At 67.4% G+C, this 20,080-nt stretch carries 15 protein-coding genes and 1 pseudogene; 4 read left to right on the forward strand and 12 right to left on the reverse strand.

Annotated elements, in window-relative coordinates; genetic code table 11:
- Positions 1 to 162: 162 nt before the first annotated feature.
- Positions 163 to 843: a nitroreductase gene (locus tag RVF83_RS07110; RefSeq protein ID WP_005199209.1), complete on the forward strand. Its 681-nt coding sequence runs from the start codon at positions 163 to 165 to the stop codon at positions 841 to 843.
- Position 844: 1 nt separating this feature from the next.
- Here RVF83_RS07110 and RVF83_RS07115 read toward each other — a convergent pair whose 3' ends face one another.
- The 6 genes from RVF83_RS07115 to RVF83_RS07140 form a co-directional block, all read right to left on the reverse strand.
- Positions 845 to 1,612, reverse strand: a complete 768-nt coding sequence (locus RVF83_RS07115) for an MBL fold metallo-hydrolase (RefSeq protein WP_005199208.1) — start codon at positions 1,610 to 1,612, stop codon at positions 845 to 847.
- A 3-nt stretch (positions 1,613 to 1,615) separates the two neighbouring features.
- A complete protein-coding gene (locus RVF83_RS07120) occupies positions 1,616 to 3,619 on the reverse strand; it encodes a galactan 5-O-arabinofuranosyltransferase (RefSeq protein ID WP_210735380.1) in 2,004 nt (667 codons plus the stop codon).
- 25 nt (positions 3,620 to 3,644) lie between these two features.
- Positions 3,645 to 4,406 carry a decaprenylphospho-beta-D-erythro-pentofuranosid-2-ulose 2-reductase gene (locus RVF83_RS07125; RefSeq protein WP_005199206.1) on the reverse strand — a complete coding sequence of 254 codons (762 nt, stop codon included), beginning with the start codon at positions 4,404 to 4,406 and terminating at the stop codon, positions 3,645 to 3,647.
- A 76-nt stretch (positions 4,407 to 4,482) separates the two neighbouring features.
- Entirely contained in the window at positions 4,483 to 5,907 is a 1,425-nt protein-coding gene (locus RVF83_RS07130) for an FAD-binding oxidoreductase (protein WP_005199205.1), read from the reverse strand.
- An 88-nt stretch (positions 5,908 to 5,995) separates the two neighbouring features.
- Complete coding sequence (locus RVF83_RS07135) at positions 5,996 to 7,630, reverse strand: phytoene desaturase family protein (RefSeq protein ID WP_005199204.1); 1,635 nt, start codon at positions 7,628 to 7,630, stop codon at positions 5,996 to 5,998.
- 55 nt (positions 7,631 to 7,685) lie between these two features.
- Positions 7,686 to 8,924, reverse strand: a complete 1,239-nt coding sequence (locus RVF83_RS07140) for an alpha/beta hydrolase family protein (protein ID WP_210735381.1) — start codon at positions 8,922 to 8,924, stop codon at positions 7,686 to 7,688.
- Between the two features lie 148 nt (positions 8,925 to 9,072).
- On the opposite strand from RVF83_RS07140, the gene RVF83_RS07145 reads away from it, so the two are divergent.
- The 3 genes from RVF83_RS07145 to RVF83_RS07155 are packed head-to-tail and all read left to right on the forward strand — an operon-like array spanning position 9,073 to position 11,866.
- Entirely contained in the window at positions 9,073 to 9,903 is an 831-nt protein-coding gene (locus RVF83_RS07145) for an aldo/keto reductase (protein WP_005199202.1), read from the forward strand.
- 21 nt (positions 9,904 to 9,924) lie between these two features.
- On the forward strand, positions 9,925 to 10,443 hold the full coding sequence (locus RVF83_RS07150) for a GtrA family protein (RefSeq protein ID WP_005199201.1): 519 nt from the start codon (positions 9,925 to 9,927) through the stop codon (positions 10,441 to 10,443).
- A 19-nt stretch (positions 10,444 to 10,462) separates the two neighbouring features.
- Positions 10,463 to 11,866 (forward strand): phytoene desaturase family protein, encoded by a 1,404-nt coding sequence (locus tag RVF83_RS07155; protein ID WP_039880623.1) that lies wholly within the window; start codon positions 10,463 to 10,465, stop codon positions 11,864 to 11,866.
- 1 nt (position 11,867) lies between these two features.
- Here RVF83_RS07155 and RVF83_RS07160 read toward each other — a convergent pair.
- From RVF83_RS07160 to RVF83_RS07185, 6 genes and pseudogenes are all read right to left on the reverse strand, one after another.
- Positions 11,868 to 14,454, reverse strand: a pseudogene (locus RVF83_RS07160) (dipeptide ABC transporter ATP-binding protein).
- Positions 14,451 to 15,416 (reverse strand): ABC transporter permease, encoded by a 966-nt coding sequence (locus RVF83_RS07165; RefSeq protein WP_005199198.1) that lies wholly within the window; start codon positions 15,414 to 15,416, stop codon positions 14,451 to 14,453. The pseudogene RVF83_RS07160 and the gene RVF83_RS07165 overlap by 4 nt, the downstream one beginning before the upstream one ends.
- A 1-nt stretch (position 15,417) precedes the next feature.
- Positions 15,418 to 16,971 (reverse strand): ABC transporter substrate-binding protein, encoded by a 1,554-nt coding sequence (locus RVF83_RS07170; protein WP_005199197.1) that lies wholly within the window; start codon positions 16,969 to 16,971, stop codon positions 15,418 to 15,420.
- Between the two features lie 204 nt (positions 16,972 to 17,175).
- Positions 17,176 to 18,054 carry a TIGR03619 family F420-dependent LLM class oxidoreductase gene (locus tag RVF83_RS07175; protein ID WP_005199196.1) on the reverse strand — a complete coding sequence of 293 codons (879 nt, stop codon included), beginning with the start codon at positions 18,052 to 18,054 and terminating at the stop codon, positions 17,176 to 17,178.
- Positions 18,055 to 18,327: 273 nt separating this feature from the next.
- Positions 18,328 to 19,245: a glycosyltransferase gene (locus tag RVF83_RS07180; protein ID WP_005199195.1), complete on the reverse strand. Its 918-nt coding sequence runs from the start codon at positions 19,243 to 19,245 to the stop codon at positions 18,328 to 18,330.
- A complete protein-coding gene (locus RVF83_RS07185) occupies positions 19,242 to 20,078 on the reverse strand; it encodes an ABC transporter ATP-binding protein (protein ID WP_005199194.1) in 837 nt (278 codons plus the stop codon). Before RVF83_RS07185 ends, RVF83_RS07180 begins: the two co-directional genes overlap by 4 nt.
- Between the last annotated feature and the right edge of the window lie 2 nt (positions 20,079 to 20,080).

Here is a 20,080-nt window from a genome sequence, read left to right on the forward strand (position 1 = left end):
ATTCCGTGCGGGACGCGGCCCCTCCTCCGGCCCCGGGAATTACTCAGGTAAAGCTACCCTTTGTTCGGCGGATTGGCACCGTTGGACGGTGAGAACGTGGCGCGGGTAACAGTAGGGTTGAGGACAGATCCGTAGGTTCGGATCGCCCGACGAGAGGGAACGATGCAGTTCGACGACGTGATCCTGGGGCGGCGCAGCATCCGCGGCTTCACACCGGAGCCCGTGCCCCGGGAGCTGATCGAGGAGATCCTCGCGCTCGCCATGCGGGCTCCGTCCTCGATGAACACCCAGCCCTGGAACTTCCACGTGATCACCGGTGAACCACTCGATCGCATCCGTGCGGGCAACACCGAGCGCAACCTGGCCGGTGTACCGCACTCTCGCGAGTTCCGGACCGGCGCGGAGAAGTTCACCGGCATCCATCGTGATCGCCAGGTCGGCGTGGCGAAGCAGCTGTTTACCGCGATGCGCATCGCGCGCGACGACATGGAGATGCGGCAGAACTGGGTCCTACGGGGATTCCGCCAGTTCGATGCCCCGGTCTGCGTCATCGTGACCTACGACCGCATCCTCGACGGCAGCGACGACACCCCCTTCGACTGCGGAGCGGTCTCCACCGCGCTCGTGAACGCCGCCTGGTCCCGCGGTCTCGGTGCCGTGATCAACAGCCAGGGCATCATGCAGTCGCCGGTGGTCCGGGAGCATGCCGGGATACCGGACGATCAGGTCATCATGAAGAGCATCGCGCTGGGTTGGCCGGATGAGACGTTCCCCGCCAATTCGGTGGTCTCCGAACGCAAGACGGTCGAGGAAGCCACCACGTTCGTGGGGTTCGCAGACTAGTTCAGAGCGCCAGTGCTCGACGAGCGGCGTCGGCGACGCTGCCTCGGTACAGCGGTCCGTGACCGGCCAGCAGTAGCTCGGCGTCGAGCTCGGTGAACCGTTCGACGCTCCGGCGCGCGGTGGCCTCGTCGTGCTGGAACGGCGACGGAATGCATTGTGGCCCGACGATCGCCGACACCTCATGGCCGCTGACCAGTGCGTCCCCGGAGACCAGGGCGCGCCCGTCGCCGACCAGGTAGGAGCTGTGGCCGTCGGTGTGGCCGTGGCTGGCCACCGGCACCGGCGACCCTGGCAGGTCGAGCTGCTCCGGAAAGGACTCTGGCGACGGCAGTCCGGCTCGACTCAGCACCCCGAGAGGTGTGGTCTTCGCGAGCCAGGACCACAGGCGTCGGGTGCCGGCGAGTGGCGCGAGATCGAGTGCGTTCGCCTGCTGGAGATGGTGCCGCAGGGCGTGATCGACCTCGACGGGATCCATGTAGACCGGGAATCCGTACCGCGTCTGGAGTTTCGCGAGCCCGCCGAGATGGTCGACGTGCGCATGCGTCAGCAGCGCGCCCCGAATGTCCTCCGGACGACGGCCGATCCGGTTGATCGACTCGACGACCTGCCCTGCTTGTCCGGGGTAACCGCCGTCGATCAGGGTGAGCTCGCCGTCCTGTTCCAGCAGCACCCAGTTCACGACGTCGGTGTGGACGAAATACGTTGTCGCCGAGTCGGCGTCGAGGCGCGTGAGCTCCATTGGCCGGGCGGTGCGGAAGGAGGGGCGCATCGCTCACTTCCGGACGACGAGGACGAACGGGCCCACCTCGGTGACCTCGAACCGCGGGTCGTCGAAGACCGAGGGGTCGAAGGTGACGGTGTAGCGCTTCACGTTCGGGTCGTTCGGGTAGACGTCCTCGGCGAGGCGGAGTGAATACCCGTCCGAGCTGTATCGGAACAGGAAGACGTTGGGGGCCTTCCACGGCGACTCGTCGAGGTGTGCGACCAGCTGGTCGGAGTCCTCCGATTTCGCCCAGCGTGCGATGGCGGCGGCGCGCTTGTCGAACTCGGCCAGCGGGTTGGCGTAGTGGGAGGTCAGCCCCTGGAAACCCCAGTACGGGTAGATCGACAGGAATCCGAAATCGGCGGTGAGGACGACGTTCTCGGTCGGCGGCCGGCCGGTCTGCTTCCCGATCAGTTTGTCGATCTCGGCGAAGTACGACTCGGCGCCGGCCGGGCGTGCATCGGCGCGCTTACCGTAACCGTCGGTGTCGGTGTACGCCGTGGTGATCTCCGTGCCGAGATGGCCGGGGATGCTCTGTGCCGCTGCGATTGCGGCGAGCACGGCCACCGCGCCCACGACGACGCGTACGTCACCGAACCTGCCCACGGCCCAACGGCCGATGTCGACGACACCGAAGACGCCGGCGGCGGCGAGCGCAGTCACCAGGATCGGCTCGAGCCGGAAGGACAGCAGGGTGGTGCCCATTGCGGTCATGAGCATCGACAGCAGGCAGAAGAGGTACACCGTGATCACGGTGGCGCCCATGGCCACTGCGACGGTGCGGGTGCGGAACCGTAGGAGAATCCACAGCAGACCGATCATCGTGATCGCGCCGACGAGATTGACCCCGAACATGGGCAGCGGGAACGTAGCCCCGCGCTCCGGGAGGTAGTGCTCGGCGGTTCCGCCACTGGCGGGGGCGCTGGACAGACGCTTCAGCAGATAGGGCGCCCAGACCAGCAGCGCGATTCCTCCGGCGATGACGCCCATCGAGACGAGTCGGCCGATGACGGCGACCACGATCTCGCGGCGGTGCGCCTTGACGGTCCGGGTCGGGGTGGCCTTGTTGGACGCCGCGAGCCAACCCTGGACGAGGAAGTAGCAGGCCAGGAGAATCGCGGTCAGCGCGAACAGGCCGGTGTAGAGCGTGTAGGTCGCGGCCGAGATGCCAAGGAACACACCGGCACCGGAAACCGCGGGCCAACTGGTGGCACCTCGCAGCGGTCCGATTGGCCCCTCGGCGGCACGTGTGCGACCCCGCAGCGCGTAGGTGAGGACGATCATCATCGGCACCCCGATGATCACGAGGATCGCGGCGTACGGCTCCGGCGAGGCGTACAGCAGCGCCAGTGTGGTCACTGCGAGTCCCAGTGCCACCCCGCGATCTGCGCCGAACATCCGGTTGAACAGGATGACGCCGACGGCCGCGGCCACCGCCATCGACACGATGGCCCACGGCTTGTAGGCCTCCCAACCGGGCTGGCCGAGCAGATTCGCGAACCGGCCGCCCCACCAGAACCAGCCGGCCGGGTAGTACGGCGGCAGATCCGGGTAGGTCATGTCCGCCAGGCGCGGACTCGACGTCATCCGCGTCAGATACTCGGTGCGGAACTCCTGGTCGACGGACAGGCCGAAGAGGTAGAGACGGGTTGCCCCCAAGGGCATCCCGATGGTGACCGTCACGAACGCCGACATCGCCGCCGCCGACAGGAACGGGATGAAGGCCCGTCCCTTGCCGTAGCGGTACAGCAGCGCGACGACGACGAGCACCGCGATCGCGAGGACCTGACCGGCGGTCGTCAGCGACCGGGTCACGTTCGACGAGTTGAAGGCCGGCCAGTTGACGGTCTCGATCGCCTTGAGGCCGACGATCGACACCACCGCACCGACCACCACCGCCGTCAGCAGGAGCAGCACCGTCCGGCCGAGGCGTGAGGCCGTGGTGGGACCGGAGTCCGTTTCCTGAGGCGCGGTCGTGGGGTCCTGGCGGTCAGCGCTCACCGAAGTCGTCATCGCTCGCAATCGCAGTCGAGGGCTGCTAGACGGGCAGCTTGCGGAAGATCGGGCGCGGGATGTGGCGCAGGACCATCATGATGTAGCGGAAAGGTCCGGGGACCCAGACGATTTCCTTGCCCTTGGTGGCCGCAGCGACCGCGAGACGTCCCACGTCTTCCTTCTCGACGGTCAGCGGCGCTTCCTTGACGTGCGCCGACAGTCGCGTGCGGACCTGGCCCGGGCGGATAACGAGGACGCGAGGACCGAAGGGGCGCAACGCCTCGCCGAGTCCGAGGTAGAAACCGTCGAGTCCGGCTTTGGTGGAGCCGTAGACGAAGTTGCTGCGACGGACGCGCTCACCGGCGACCGAGCTCATCGCGATGATCTGGCCGTGGCCCTGGGCGCGCATCTTCTCGCCGAGCAGGACGCCGACGGAAACCGCTGCGGTGTAGTTGATCTGGGCTTCGGCGACCGCGAGGCCGTGGTCCTGCCAGGCCTGCTCGTCGTCGCCCTGGATGCCGAAGGCGACGATGGCGACGTCGACGTCACCGTCGGCGAAGGCCTTTTCGATCACGTCGCGGTGGGTGTCGGTGGCGCGAGCGTCGAAGTCGATGACGCTGACCTCGGTGGCACCGGCCTTCTTGGCCTTCTCGACCGCGGCCTCGACGGACGGGTCGCCCGGCAACGCGGCGAGGATGACCCGGGCCGGGCCCTTGCTCAGGTACTCGGCGGTGATGGCGAGCCCGATCTCCGAGCTCCCGCCCAGGACCAGGATGGACTGTGGGACGCCGACGGCGTTCATCATCGTGGGTCTTCTCGCTTTCGGTGGTCTGCGGCCGGTGGGCCGTAGCGGTGGAATGGAGGTCGGAACCGGTTGTGGGTCAGGCGAGTTCGAGTCGACGGCCCATATCGGACATGAACACCCGGTCGGGGTCGATCCGACGGCGCGTGGCGATCCACTCGTCGATGCGCGGGTACATCGAGTGGAAGGCCGCCGCCGACGTCCGTGAGTCCTTCGCCGTGTAGAGGCGTCCGCCCATGCTCATCACCCGACGGTCGAGATCGTTGAGGAACTCGGCGAGCCCGGCCTTGACCGGGAAGTCCAGACAGACGTTCCAGCCCTTGAACGGGAAGCTGAGCGGCGCCTTGTTGCCCTCGCCGAAGAGCTTGATCACGTTGAGGAAGCTGACGTGTCCCGACGCCTGGATGTGCTCGATGAGGTTGGTGAACTCGGCCTCGTTGCCGGTCGGCACGATGAACTGGTACTGGCAGAATCCGCCGCCGCGACCATAGGCGTTGTTCCAATCACCGAACACGTCGAGCATGTGGTAGAACTGCGCCAGATTTTTGACCTTGCCCTCGCTGGGCGGGCCGATCCGGTAGTACGCCTCGCCGACCGCGGAGAAGCTGAGCTTGTTGGCCAGTCCACGCGGGAAGATGTCGGGGAACCGCACGAGCGGCTTGTTGTTGAACGACAACGGGTTGTCGCGATACTTCTCCGGCAGCTCGTCGACGCGCGCGAGGTTGCCGCGCGAGAAGGTGCCGCGGCCGAGCTTCGGCGGCGCGCTGATGGTGTCGAACCAGCCCGAGGCGTACTCGTAGCCGTCCTCGAAACCGTCCTGCAGGTGCAGGTCCAGCGTCTCCTGCAGCGACCCGGTGCGCGCGGTGTCGGCGATGAAGTAGGCACTCTCGGTGCGTTTCATCTGGATCTTCGCGCGCAGCACGATGCCGGTGAGGCCGATGCCGCCGACCGTCGCCCAGAACAGTTCGCCGTTCGGGTCGTCGCCGGAGCCGTCCGGGGTCAGCGTCAAGATGCGGCCGTCGGCCACGAGGAGCTGCATCTCGACGACGTGGTTGCCGAAGCTGCCCTGGCTGTGGTGGTTCTTGCCGTGGATGTCGTGCGCGATCGCACCACCCACGGTGACCTGACGGGTGCCCGGGAGCACCGGCACCCAGAGGCCGTACGGAAGCGCGGCCTGCATGAGGGTGTCGAGGGAGACGCCGGCATCGAGGTCGACCGTCGCAGTCTCCTCGTCGATGGCGTAGATCCTGGTCAGCGGGGTCATGTCGATCGTGAGACCGCCGCTGTTCTGGCCCGACTCGTTGTAGGAACGGCCGAGTCCGCGGGCGATGACACCGCGCTTGAGGTAGTCCGGCTTGTCCGCGTTGTCGCTCGCGACGCGGGCCACCGCCTCGGCGATGACCTCGGGGTACGGCGTGGACAGGACGTGGCCCTCGATCGGGGTGGTGCGAGACCAACCCACCAGCTTGCGGGTCGTGATCGGCAGCAACTCTTCAGTAGACATCGGTGAAGAGAGTACTCGGCCGCCCTGCGCCCACGGTGAGAGACGACCTGCGACAGGCGTCGCACTTTTGCGAGGCTGTGGTGTCGGGCTACCGCAGCGCGCCGAGTTCGGTGTCCCCCAGCACCGCGGCCGCCGCGTTACGACCCGGGATACCGCTCACGCCTCCGCCGCGTCGTGCGCCGGCGCCGCACAGCAACAGTCGCGGATGGCGCGTCTCGACGCCCCAGGTGCCGACCTCCGTCGCCGTTTCCGCCCACGGCCACCGCAGCGACTGGTGGAAGATGTTGCCGCCGGGCAGCCCGAGCATCTCCTCGAGGTCCTGAGGGGTTTTCGCCTCGATGCACGGACGGCCGTCGAGGTCGTGGGCGATGACATTCTGGATCGGCTCGGCCAGCAGCATGTTCAGCGAGGCGAAGGTCGCGCCCACCGCGTGCTCGACGGCGCCCGGCTCGTCGAAGACGTCCGGCGGCATGTGCAGCCCGAACAGCGTGAGCGTGTGTTTGCCGTCGAGTTCGGGTCCGAGGATGGACCGGTCGGAGAGGGTGTGGCAGTAGATCTCGCACGGCGGCAGTTCCGGGACCTCGCCGCGGGTGGCCTGCCGCCAGGCCTCGTGGAGCTGGCTCGCGGTCTCGTTGATGTGGAAGGTGCCCGCGAACGCCGCCTCCGGTGACACCGACTCGTCGCGAAGGCGGGGGAGACGGTCAAGGAGGAGGTTGATCTTCAGCTGCGAACCCCTCGGGTGGGCCTCGCACGTGATCGGCTCGTCGAGCAGCGTGTTGAGGACCTGCGGTGCGCAGGCGGCGTAGAGCATCGAACCGCGGACCGTGCGTGTGCCCTGGGCGCGGTCGGAGTATTCGACGGTCCCGTCGGCGGGGTCGACGCCGGACACCGTGACCCCGGTGCAGATCTCGGCACCCGCTGACGCCGCAGCCTGGTACAGCGCGCCCGAGACCGCCCCCATGCCCCCGGCCGGGACGTCCCAGTCCCCGGTCCCGCCGCCGATCACGTGGTAGAGGAAGCAGATGTTCTGCCGCAGCGACGGGTCGTCGAGGTCGGCGAACGTGCCGATCAGGCCGTCGGTGGCGGCGATGCCGCGCAGCAGGTCGTGGTCGAAGTACTGGGCGAGCAGCGTGCCGAGCGGCAGCGTGGTGAGCGCCTCCCACAGCTCGGCGTCGGAGGTGTCGGTGCCGACGGCGAGTTCGTGCATGTCGGCGGCGGTGCGGAGGGGCTCGGTCAGGGTCGGGAAGACGCGCTGCGCGATGGTGCCGACGCGGCGGTAGAAGGACTGCCACGCCGTGAAGGCGGCGTTGGAGTAGCCCACGGCGTCGGCGCCGACGCGGTCGGCGTGCAGCACCCGGTGGAAGGACTCCGCGGTCGCGTCGTCGTCCTGGGTGTCGATGAGGATGCCGCGCGTCGGGTCCGACGGCAGCGGTGTGTACGACGAGTAGCGGCGGCGGATCAGCGAGATGTCGAGGTCGAGGTCGGTGATGATCTCGCGGGGCATCAGCGAGACCAGATACGAAAACCGCGACAGCTGGGCGGCGAGACCGGGGAAGGGCATCGCCGAGACGGTCGCCCCGCCGACGTGGTCTGCCTTCTCCAGGACGAGGACCCGGCGACCGGCGCGCGCGAGATAGGCGGCGGCGGTCAGGCCGTTGTGTCCCGCGCCGATGATGACGTCGTCATAAAAAGCAACTGCGGTGCCCGTCGATCCTGTGCCCATCGATAACAGGGTCTCAGATCGACGGACACCGCAGAGGCGTCCTGCAATTCTCGGGTCAGCGCAGGATGCGGGCCACGAACGGGGTCGAGTCCTTCATCGAGGCGAGAACCGCGCTGGAGTGGTCGTCCTCGGGGTAGACGAACAGCTCGACGGGCTGGTTGTTGGCCTTCATCTGTGCGTAGAGCGACAGTGCCGACGGCGCCGGCACATCGACGTCCCGAAGGCCCTGGCCCAGGAAGATCGGGCGGTCGTATCCCTTGTACGGCGTCGCCATGTACTTGTGCAGCGCCGGGCTCAGACCCGGGATCGACATCAGCGGTGCCTTGAACCAGGTGCGCACATCGTCACCGGCAAGGGACTTCTTGAGGATCGGGTAGCAGGTGGTGCGACCCTCGGCCAGGCGTGCGATGCCCTTCGGCGTCATGACCTTGGTGATGTTCATGTCCGGACGGGTGTCGTTGAACCCGGCCAGGATGTAGGCGGTGTAGGCGTTCAGGCCGCCGGGCAGGTTCACCGGCGGGACGACCGGCCCCAGGTTCTGGTACAGGTACTCGAGGTTGGCCGGGATGCCGGTGGCGACGACGCCGCGGTAGTCCAGACCCGATCCGCGGCTGAACTCGGTGGCGTAGCGAGCGCCGTTCAGCGCGGCTGCCGCACCCTGCGACTGCCCGATGATCGCCCAGCGCTTGGCCAGCGGCAGATCCATCTGATGCGACGCGACGACGATGTCGACGATCGCGTGCGCCGCGGTCACGCCGTTCAGGTAGGCCATCAGACCGGGGGTGCCCAGGCCGACGTAGTCGGCTGCGACCACCGCGTATCCCTGGTTCAGCCAGTGGCCCAGGTACTTCTGGTCGCGGTCGCTGCGCGGGAACGCCGACGGCGTGCAGTCGTCGTTCATGCCGACGGTGCCGTGTGCCCAGGAGATGATCGGCCAGCCACCGGCCGGAGCCTTGCCCTTGGGCAGGAACACCGCACCGGTGCCCGTCGCCATCTTGCCGTGCTGGTTCAGCGACGAGTACTGGATGCGGTAGGCGTCACCGGCCGCGGGGAGGTTGAGCTCCTCCGCCAGCGGAACCTTGGCGATGAGGGTGCCCGCCTTGGCCGGGATGGGGCCGGAGTATTCGGTGACATCGAGGCCGGACCAGTTCGGGATACCGACGGAGACCGCGTCATCCGCGTGTGCCGGAGCGGTCGATCCGAGTGCGAGCAGCACCATGCCGATGCCGGTGATGACGGAGACGAGTGTTCGTGTGGTGCGCGACACCGGTGATCTGGACGTGAAGGCAGACATGTTCAGCACAGTAAAGGTACTCATGTGCCGGGTACACCTCGAGGCGGTGACTATTCGTGCCGTACCGGAGTGGTTTCCGTGCCGCTGCCGGTTTCCAGTTTGGTCTCGGCGGAGCGAACGCGGGCCGCAGCCGACCTATCCTTGTCGGGTGGACATCCCCTCGGTCGAGCTCAGCAACGGTCAGTCGATTCCTCTCGTGGGACTCGGGACCTACAACATGCTCGGCCGACCGTGCATCGGCGCGGTCAGCGCCGCGCTCAAGGCGGGATACCGACTCCTCGACACCGCTCCCCGCTACAGCAACGAGCTCAGTGTCGGCATGGGTGTGCACGGTTCGGGGATCGCTCGCGACGAGGTCATCGTCCAGACCAAGCTCAGTGGCGGTGACCAGGGGTTCGACGAGGCGATCAACGCGGCCAAGGAGAGTGCGCGGCGGCTCGGTGTCGGCTACATCGACGTCTACCTGATCCATTGGCCGTGCCCGAGTCTCGGGCGCACGGTCGACTCGTGGAAGGCGTTGCTCACCCTGGCCGACGAGGGCTACGTGCGTACGCCCGGTGTCTCGAATTTCAAACAGCACCACCTTCAGACCCTCTTCGACGAGACGGGGCGCTGGCCGGTGCTCAACCAGATCCAGTGCTCACCGGCGCTGCCGCGGACCGAGCTCCGGGAATTCATGGCGGAGCAGGGGATTCACGCGCAGGCGTGGCATCCCACCGGCCGTAAGGAAGGTCTCCTGGGCGACCCGGTGATCCTGCGGATCGCCCGGAAGTACGGCAAGTCGCCGACCCAGATCGCGCTGCGGTGGGCGGTGCAGCACGGCATCGGCGTCGTGCCGAAGTCCTCGCACGCCGGGCGCCAGCTCGAGAACGCCGACCTCTTCGACTTCGCCCTCGACGACGCGGACCTCGCCGACCTCGCCTCGCTGGACCGCGGCGAACGCGCCGCCCGTGACTCGGACGTCGACGAGGAGTTCTGACACGTCGGCTAGGGTGTCAGCGTGTCTCGACCCGACCCCGGCAACGACGAACCCGCAGGTGACGTCCCCCACGATCACCACGAGGACTTCAAGACGCGGCATGCGCCGATGCCGATCGAGTTGCCCTTCGACGACGAAGAGGCGTCGACCGACGTCGACCTGAAGACGCAGCTGATCCGCTTCGTCGTCACCGGTGCCGGGTCGGCGGTCCTCGACTTCGGGCTGACGCTGTTCCTGCAATACATCGTCGGAACCCCGGACTGGGTCGCGAAGGCACTCGGCTTCATCCTCGGCACCACCGTCGCGTACCTGATCAACCGGCGCTGGACGTTCCGCGCCGAGCCGAGCGCCGCCCGCTTCGCCGCGGTCGTGCTCCTCTACCTGGTCACCTTCGCGGTCAACGTCGGTCTGTACAGCTGGCTGTCTTCCCTGTGGGAAAAGACCGCCCTCTACTCGGCGATCGCGTTCGTCATCGCGCAGGGCACCGCGACGGTCATCAACTTCGTGGTCCAGCGGGCGGTCATCTTCAAGATCCGCTGATCGCGGCTACCGTGGCGGCATGCGAAGAGCCGTCGTAGTCGGAGCAGGACCCAACGGACTCGCGGGCGCGGTCCGGCTCGCCCAGGCGGGTCTGGAGGTGACCGTGCTGGAGGCCGCCGACGAGATCGGTGGCGGCACACGCAGTGCTGAGCTGTTCGAGCCGGGCATCATGCACGACATCTGTTCGGCCTTCCACCCGCTCGGCGCGGCGTCGCCGTATCTGAGGACCCTCGGTCTCGAGCAGTACGGCCTGCGCTTTCTCCGACCGGAGATCGACGCCGCGCATCCCCTCGACGACGGCACCGCCGGCCTCTTCCACCAGTCGGTCGAGAAGACGGCGGCCGGGCTCGGCGCCGACGGTCGACGGTGGCGCGCGATCTTCGGGCCCGTGGCGCAACGCTTCTCCACCATCGCCGACGACGCGCTCGGGCCCATGATGCGAATCCCCCGGCACCCGCTGGGTTTCGTCGGCTTCGCCGCCCGGTCGGGGCTACCGGCGACGCTGCTGGCCCGCGCCTTCTCCACCCCGCAGGCACGCGCGCTCTTCATCGGCATCGCGGCGCATCCCTTCGTGCGGTTGAACCGGATCGGGACTGCGGCGGGCGGCGTGATGCTCACCGCGGCCGGCCACGTCGAGGGCTGGCCGGTGGCCGAGGGCGGTTCCGCCGCGATCACCCGGGCGCTGGCCGCGAAACTGGCCGATCTCGGTGGTCGGATCGAGACCGGCACCACCGTGACCAGCCGCGCCGACCTCGACGCCGACATCGTCCTGCTCGACACCGACCCCACAGCGGCGCAACGCATTCTCGGCACCGAACAGCCGTCGCGCACCGCCCGGACCTATCGCCATCACCAGGGTGGACCCGGGGCGTTCAAGGTGGACTACATCGTCGAGGGCGAGGTCGGGTGGACCGCACCCGGATGCGACCGCGCCGGCGTTGTGCATCTCGGCGGCACGATGGACCAGGTGGTGAAAGCGGAGAACACGGTTCTCGACGGTCGGATGCCCGACGATCCGTTCGTCCTCATCGGCCAGCAGTGGCTCGCCGACCCCTCCCGGGCGAAGGGTGATCGGAAACCGCTGTGGGCGTACGCGCATGTGCCACGTGGCTACACCGGTGACGCGACCGAGGCGGTCACCGCGCAGATCGAACGCTTCGCCCCGGGATTCCGGTCGCGCATCCGTGCGTCGCGGAGCACAGGTCCCGCCGAACTCGAGGTCGAGAACCCCAACTACGTCGGCGGTGACATCGGCGGCGGCCGAAATGACCTGTGGCACCTCGTCGCCCGCCCCCGCTTGTCGCCGAATCCGTACGCCACGGGGGTCGACGGCGTGTACCTGTGCTCCTCGTCGACCCCGCCGGGCGGGGGAGTGCACGGCATGTGCGGGTTCCGCGCCGCGGAGGCCGCGCTGCGGGGGTAGCTCAAGCCCGCTGCGGCACCTCCGGCGGAATCGCGGCGAGAAGGCTTCGGGTGTAATCGGTTTCGGGATCGTGCAGGATCTGCGACGCCGGACCTGCTTCGACGACCCTGCCGTTATGCATCACCGCGACGGTGTCGCTGATCTGCTCGACGACGGCAAGGTCGTGTGCGATGAACAGAAAGGTCAGGCCCTTTTCGCGCTGCAGGCCGCGCAGCAGCTCGAGGACACCCGCCTGCACCGACACGTCCAGCGATGCCGTCGACTCGTCGAGAATGAGTATCTCCGGTTCGGAGGCCAGCGCCCGCGCGATGCACACGCGCTGGCGCTGTCCGCCGGACATCTCATGTGGATAGCGGCCGAGGAAGGAGGCGTCGAGACTGACATCGGCGAGCAATTGCTCTGCGCGACTCCGCATCGCGTCGCGGCCGGACGTCAGCCCGTGTGCGCGGAGCGGTTCCACGATCGACGCGGCGGCGGTCATCCGCGGATCGAGCGAGGCGGTCGGGTCCTGGAAAACCATCGCGACCCGGCGTCGGAGCAGCGCCTCGTCGGTGCCGCGGACGCCCACCGCCTCGACCTCGCGCCCGTCGACGGAGACCATGACGCTGCCCGTCACCGTCGTTCCCTGGCCGGAGGTGATAAGTCCGGTGACAACCCCTGCGACAGTGGACTTTCCCGACCCCGACTCGCCGACGATGCCGAGCGTCCGGCCGCGTGCCACCTCGAGGTCGACCCCGTCGATCGCGTGCACCAGGCTTCGGCCCGTCGGTCCGCGCACGACGTACTCCACGCCGAGTCCGCTCACCTGCAGGACGGGTGACTCCGCGACTTCCTTCGTCAGGCCCGGGCCGGTGTCGCGTTCCCCGACCTTGCTCAGCAACGGCCGGGAGTCGAGGAGCTTCCGGCTGTACTCGTCCTGCGGGTCGTCGAAGAGCGCTGCCACGTCTCGACTTTCGACGATGCGACCCGAACGCATGACCATGACGCGGTCGGCGATCCGGCCGATCACCCCGAGGTCGTGGCTGATCCAGATCACCGCCATCCCGCGTTTGCGTTGCAGCTCGGCGACGAGGTCGATGATCTGCGCCTGGGGTGGTGACGTCGAGGGCCGTGGTCGCCTCGTCGGCGATGAGCAGTTCGGGGTCGCAGGCGAGGGCGATCGCGATCATCACGCGCTGGCGCTGGCCGCCCGAGAGTTGGTGCGGGTATGCGCGCAAACGGCTTTCCGGGTCGGGCAGGTTGACGTCGCGGAGCAGCTGCAGTGCGCGGTCGTGTGCCTCGGCGCGACCGAGGCCGAGATGCCGACGAGGTCCCTCGGTGAGTTGCTGCTCGATGGTGAGCAGCGGATTGAGGCTCGACGACGGGTCCTGGAAGACGAACCCGACCTTCGTCCCGTGGAGGGCCCGCAGCGTCGACGGGGTGGCACCGACGATCTCGGTTCTGCCGAGTCGAGCTGATCCGCGAACGTAGGCGCTCGGGGCGTCGAACAGGCCGGTCGCCGACAGCACGCTCAGCGACTTTCCCGAACCGCTTTCACCGACGATGCCGAGAGTCTCTCCGCGTGCCACCGTGAAACTGATGCCGTGCACGATTTCTCGCGGTCCGACCCCGATGATGAGGTCCTCCACATCCAGCACGGAATCCTCGGTGACGGCGCGTGCCGGCTTCGGATTCGCCGTGGCGACGGTGACGGACCCGCGGTCGTGTCCCCGGTTGCGCAGCAGGGTGCGCTGCCGCGGGTCGAGCACGTCGCGCACACCGTCGCCGACCAGGTTGAACGCGAACACGGTGAACAGGATCGCGAGGCCGGGGAAGACGCCCATCCACCATGCGGTGGTGATGAAACCCTGTGCGTCGAACAGCATCCGGCCCCACGACGGATCGGGCGGCTGGACACCGAGGCCCAGGAAGGACAGCGCAGCCTCCGACAGGATGGCGAACGCGAGGGAGATCGAGGTCTGCACGATGACCGGCCCCGAGATGTTCGGCAGAACATGGCTGAACAGGATCCGGGAGGTGCGCACACCCATCGTCCGAGCCGACTGCACGTACTGGGTCTGCCGCACCCTCAGCGTGTCCGCGCGGGCGACGCGGGCGAAGATGGGGATGTACACGACCCCGATGGCGATCATCGCCGACGTGACACCGGGTCCCAGGACCGCGACGATCGCCAGTGCCAGGAGGAGCACGGGGAACGAGAAGACCACGTCGACGATGCGCATGAGCGCCGTGTCGAGCACCCCGCCGGCGAAACCCGCGACCATTCCCAGGACCACGCCGACGGTCAGCGAGATCGCCACGGCGATCACCGCGACCCGCAGACTCACCGACGCGGCGAGCACGACCCGGGAGAAGACGTCGCGACCGAGGTCGTCGGTGCCGAACAGATGCGACCAGCTCGGTGCCTGCAGCGCGTTCGGCACGTCGATCGCGTTGGCGCCGTACGGGGCGATCAGCGGACCGAAGATCGCGGCGATGACGGCCACCGCGATGATGATCAGTCCCGCGACCGACGCCCGATTGCGGAGCAGCAGTCGCCAGGCCGAATCCGTGGTGGCGGCGGGAGGTTCGGGTGCGCGGAGGGTCATGACAACCGGATCCTCGGATCGATGACGGCGTAGAGGATGTCCACGACGAGGTTCACGAGCAGGAAGATCACTGCGATCAGCAGGATGGCTCCCTGCAGCACCGGATAGTCGCGGGCCGCGACCGAGTCGTAGACCAGCAGTCCCAGACCCGGCCAGGCGAACACGACCTCCACGACGATGACGCCACCGAGCAGCCCGGCGAACTGGATCCCGGAGATGGTGAGGACCGGAACCAGTGCGTTGCGCCCCACGTGGTCGATCATGATCTTCTTCTTGCTCAGACCCTTTGACTCGGCGGTGGTGACGAACGGGGTGTTCACGACCTCGAGCACCGACGACCGGACGTACCGCGTCATGATCGCGCCGGTCACGACCCCGACCGTCACCGCGGGCAGAACGAGATGCTCGAACCAGCCGAGCGGCCCGTCGGTGAACGGCTGGTATCCCGCTGACGGCAGCCAGCCGAGCGCGGTCGAGAACAGGCCGATCAGCAGGATGCCCATCCAGAAGTCCGGGACCGAGATGCCGAACTGGCTGATGACGCGAATGACGTTGTCGGCCAGACGGCCTTCGCGGAGCGCCGCCCACGCCCCCAGTGGGATCGCGATGAGCAGGGCCACCACGATGGCGGCGAGGGCGAGCGTGATGGTGGCGGGCAACCGGTCGAACAACATGGTCGTGACGGGTTCGCTGTTGCGGAAGCTGACACCGAGGTCGCCGGTGAAGGCGTTACCGACGTAGGCGAACAGCTGATTGGCCAGTGGCTGGTCCAGGCCGGATGCACTGCGCAGCGCCTCATACGATTCCGGCGTGTAGCGCGTGCCGAGTGCTATGCGCACCGGGTCGCCGGGCACGATCTGGATCAGGAAGAACACCGCGACGATCACCCCGAGCAGCACGGCGACGGTGTAGGCGAGCCGGATGAGGATGAATCGCACCAGCGGGGAACGGAGCGCGGTCACGTCAGCTCCTCTCCAGCCGGGCGGACCGGAACCGGACCGCTTTGTCGGACCGGACCGTGTACCCGTGGAGCTCCTTCGAAAACGCCTGCGTGGCAGAGGGGTTGTACAGGTACAGGTAGCTGACGTCATCAGCTATCCGGCCGGCCGCGTCGGCGTAGATGCTCTTGCGGGCCTCGACGTCGAGTTCGGTGCGTCCCCGGTCGAGCAGTGCGTCCACCTGTGGGCTCGAGTACTTCTGGGCGTTCGACGTCCCGTTCGAATGGTGCTGGGCGTAGTAGAAGTCGTCGGGGTCGATGTTGCCGAGCCAGCCGAGTAGTAGGGCGTCGAAATCACCGGCAGCCTGACGGTCGAGCCAGGCGCCGAAGTCGAGTTGCTCGATCGTGACGCTGATACCGACGTCGGCGAGATTCGAGGCGATGACCTGCGCCGCGGTCACGGTCTCGGGGTACTCGGTGGTGACCATGAGCCGCATGTCCATCGACCGGATACCGGCCTGGCGCAGCAGGGTTTTCGCCTTGTCGACCGCCTGGGCACGGTCGAGGCCCGCGGTGTATCGGTCGTACGGGGCGAACCACGGGCTGGTCGACGGGATCGCGAGTTCGTTGGGTGTGGCGGTGCCGTATCCGACGACCTGCGCGATCGACGGGCGGTCGATGGCGTAGGCGACGGCCTGGCGCACCCGGGTGTCCTCGAACGGTTTGGCCTCGAAGTTCATCGTGATGTACCAGTAGTCGTTCGCCGTGACGGTGCCGACCTCAAGAGTGTCGTCTCGGGACAGGATGCTCAGCTGTTGTGCGGGAATCGCGTCCGTCCAATCGATCTCGCCGGAACGGAGCGCAGAAACCGCAGTCGTCCCCTGGGAGATGAAGCCGTAGTTCACGCCGTCGATGGCCGGCGCCCCACCCCAGTAGTCGGGGTTGGCCTTCAGCACGATCGAGGCGCCGGGGGAGCGCGAGACGAACGAGAAGGGTCCCGTGCCCACGGGCTTCGTTGCGATCTCCCCGGATTCGACGTTGCGCCGGTTGACGATCGCGAGTCCTTTGAAGCCGCCGATGTTGGTGAGCAGGTTCGGAGTGGGTTCGCGGACGGTGAACTGCACGCGCCGGTCGTCGAGCGCGGTGATCGATTCGATGGCCTCGAGTTTCCAGGCGTTGGACAGCTCCTCGTCGAGGATGCGTCGGAACGAGAACTCGACGTCGGCGGCGGTGAGGGTGTCGCCGTTGTGGAAGGTCACCCCGGGCCGCAGCAGGAACGTCCACTGCCGGGCGTCGGGGCTGACCTCCCAGCTCTCGGCGAGAGCCGGTTGCATCTGCAGGTCCTCGTCGGGTTCGACGAGGGTGTCGAAGACGTTCTCGAGGACCTCGAAGGTGAAGTACGAACTGGATTTCTGGGGATCGAGCTGGTCGGGTTCGCCGGCGATGGCCACGCGCAAGGTGTTCGGCGACGTCGACGACCCGCCGCACGCGGCGAGCGCCGAGGCGCCGAGAAGCGCCGTACCGGTGACCCCCGCGGCCTTGAAGAAGGTGCGCCTGCTCAGGCGAGATGGAGCATTCACCCGACCGGCCCCTGCCCCGACCGCGAGGCCGACCCACCGGGTGAATCGGTCATCGCTGTCCTCCCACCCGGTGATCGCTCACACCTGGGGTCTGCATTGTCCGTGTTCTGCAGTCTGCCCCAGGTGAAGGACCCGTGCAACCGTTGCCGGTTCGGGTGTGGCCCGATCAGGTGTCGCGGTGAATATGGTTGACAGGCAACCAGATCAGCCGTTGACTTTCGCGATCACGTTGTCCGCGTACCAGTTCAGATGATCGATCTTGGTCTGGAGCGGCTCGGTGTCCTGGCCCATCACATAGGGCAGTCGGAAGCCGACGATCACATCGGTGATCCCCTTGTCTTCCAATCGTTTACATCCGTCGACCGTATAGGCGTCCATCGAGATCACGTGAATCTCGAACGGGTCGTCGGCCTTGCCCTCGGCCTTGCGGATCTCGTTGATCCGATCGAGAAGCGTGTCGAGCTCTTCGGGCGGGCCGCCGCCGTGCATCCAGCCGTCGCCGCGGATCACCGCTCGTTTGAGTGCGGCGTCCGCGTGGCCGCCCACGAGCAGCGGGATGGGCTCGGTGGGCGCGGGTGTCATCTTGATCTTCGGGATGTCGTAGAACTCGCCGTGGAACTCGAAGTACTCGCCCGTGGTGAGGCCGCGGATGATGTCCATACACTCGTCCATCCGCTTGCCACGGCGGCGGAAGTCGACACCCATGAAGTCGTAGTCCTCGGGCCACGGACTCGTGCCGACGCCGAGGGCGAGGCGGTTACCGGTGAGGTAGGCGACCGAACTGGCCTGCTTGGCGACCAGGGCCGGCGGGCGAACGGGAAGTTTCAGCACGAACGGGGTGAAGCGGATGGTCGAGGTGACCGCGCCCAGTGCCGCGGCCTGGATGAAGGTCTCGATGAACGCCTTGCCGTCGAGAAACTCGCGATTGCCGTCGGGGGTGTACGGGTATTTGGCGTCCGATTCCTCGGGATAGGCGAGCGAGTCGGGGATGGTGAAGCCGGCGTACCCCGCCTTCTCCGCGGCCTGCGCGAGCGGCGCGTAGTACGACGGGTCGGTCATGGCCTCGGCGAAAGTGAACCGCATCATGCTCCTCAAGGACGTCCAGACGGAACTCTCCCCACAGTAGAACACGTTCTAGTTTGCTCGGGAAGAGTCCGTCATCGACGCACCGGTCGACTTCAACCCGACCGGCAGACTTCGATCGACGTCTGCCGGTCGAGCTGAGATTCGGCAGTCGGGTTCCGGGCCCCTCGGCTGGCGCCCCGGGCCTACTCGGCCAGCGGGAATCCGGCGGAGTAGTTGGGGCAATTGGTTCCGGTATCCGGAAACAACTGCCCCAAGAAATTTCTGACCGGCTCAGGGCCTCGTGAACCGCTCGCGCCGGCCCAACCCCCGGAGGCGAACCCACTCGGCGAACGCCTTCGGGTCACGCTGCTGCACAAGGAAGAACCAGCCGAAGCGGGCGTACTCCTGAGGGATCAGCCTGCGCATACCGGGCTGGCTCATGAGGTAGCCGCGGTTGCGGTAGGTGAAATAGCGCTTGGTGTCGTTGTCCGGGTACTGGGTGTGCATTCGGCCACCCAGGATCGGGCGGAACTCCGCCGAGCCGTCCGGATGCAGGTAACCGGCGCGCAGGCAGGTCCCGAACTTCACCCCGGAGCGCACCAGACGGCGGTGTACCTCGACCTCGTCGCCGCGGAAGAACAGCCGGAGGTCCGGGACGCCGACCTGCTCCAGGCATTCCGCCGAGAACAGCGCCCCGTTGAACAGCGACGCGATACCCGGGAGCAGATCGTCGGACTGCGCTTCTCCGTCGGCAAAGAGCTCAGAACGCTTGCGACGCCACACGAGTCCGCGCCGGAGCGGGAACGCGAGGGTGTCCGGGTCGTCGAGGTTGGCGACCACCGGCGACACCTCGTCGAGCTCGTGACGCTTCGCGCAGTCGAGCAGCGTCGACAGCACCGACGATCCGTCGGGCCGGCCGTCGTCGTCGGCGCACCAGACCCAGTCGGCCCCCAGAGCGAGTGCGTGCAGCATGCCCAGCGCGAAACCGCCGGCGCCGCCGAGGTTGCGCTGCGACCCCAGGTATGTTGTGGGAACAGGCTGAGCGGCAACGAGTTTCGCGACCTCGGGTTCGTCGGCGTTGTCGACGACGATGAGGTGGTCGACGGGCCGGTCCTGACCGGACACCACCGCGAGGGATTCGGCGAGCAGTTCGACGCGACGGTGGGTGACCACCACCGCGACAACCTTCTCCGGCCGGGAACCGGTCACTCGGAAGCCTTCTGCGAGTCGGCCTCGACCTGGGCGATCACCTTACGGACGTGGGCCGCGGCGCCCGGGCCCTCATAGGCCTCGACGACCTCTTCGATGCCGCCTTCCATGCGGACCTCACCCTTGTCGATCCACAGTGCGCGGTCGCAGAGCTGGGCGAGGAACTCGTTGGAGTGGCTGGCGAAGACCAGGATTCCGGAACGTTCGACGAGCGCCTGCAGACGACCGCGGGCCTTCTTCATGAAGTCGGCGTCGACGGCGCCGATGCCCTCGTCGAGAATGAGGATCTCCGGGTCGATCGACGTGACGACGCCGAGTGCGATGCGCACGCGCATACCGGTGGAGTAGGTGCGTAGCGGCATCTGCAGGTAGTCGCCGAGTTCGGTGAACTCCGCGATGTCGTCGATCTTCTTCAGCATCTCCTTGCGGGTCATGCCCAGGAACATGCCGCGGATGATGATGTTCTCGTAGCCCGAGATCTCGGGGTCCATGCCGACGCCGAGGTCGAAGACCGGGGCGACGCGACCGTGCACCCGGCAGGCGCCGCGGGTCGGTTCGTAGATACCCGACAGCAGGCGGAGCAGCGTCGACTTGCCGGCGCCGTTGTGGCCGACGAGACCGATGCGGTCGCCGTGTTTGAGGTGCAGGTTGATGTTCTTGAGTGCCTCGACCACCACCACGTTCGACGCGTTGGAGCCGATGACACCGCCGGCGGCGCCGATGACGGACTTCTTCAGCGAACGCGTCTTGGCGTCGAAGATCGGGAAGTCGACGCAGGCGTCCCACGTGTCGACGCGGACCCGGTTGTCGCCGAGGTTGTTGTTTCTGGCCATCA

Source organism: Gordonia rubripertincta (genome assembly GCF_038024875.1).
GTDB classification, from domain to species: domain Bacteria; phylum Actinomycetota; class Actinomycetes; order Mycobacteriales; family Mycobacteriaceae; genus Gordonia; species Gordonia rubripertincta.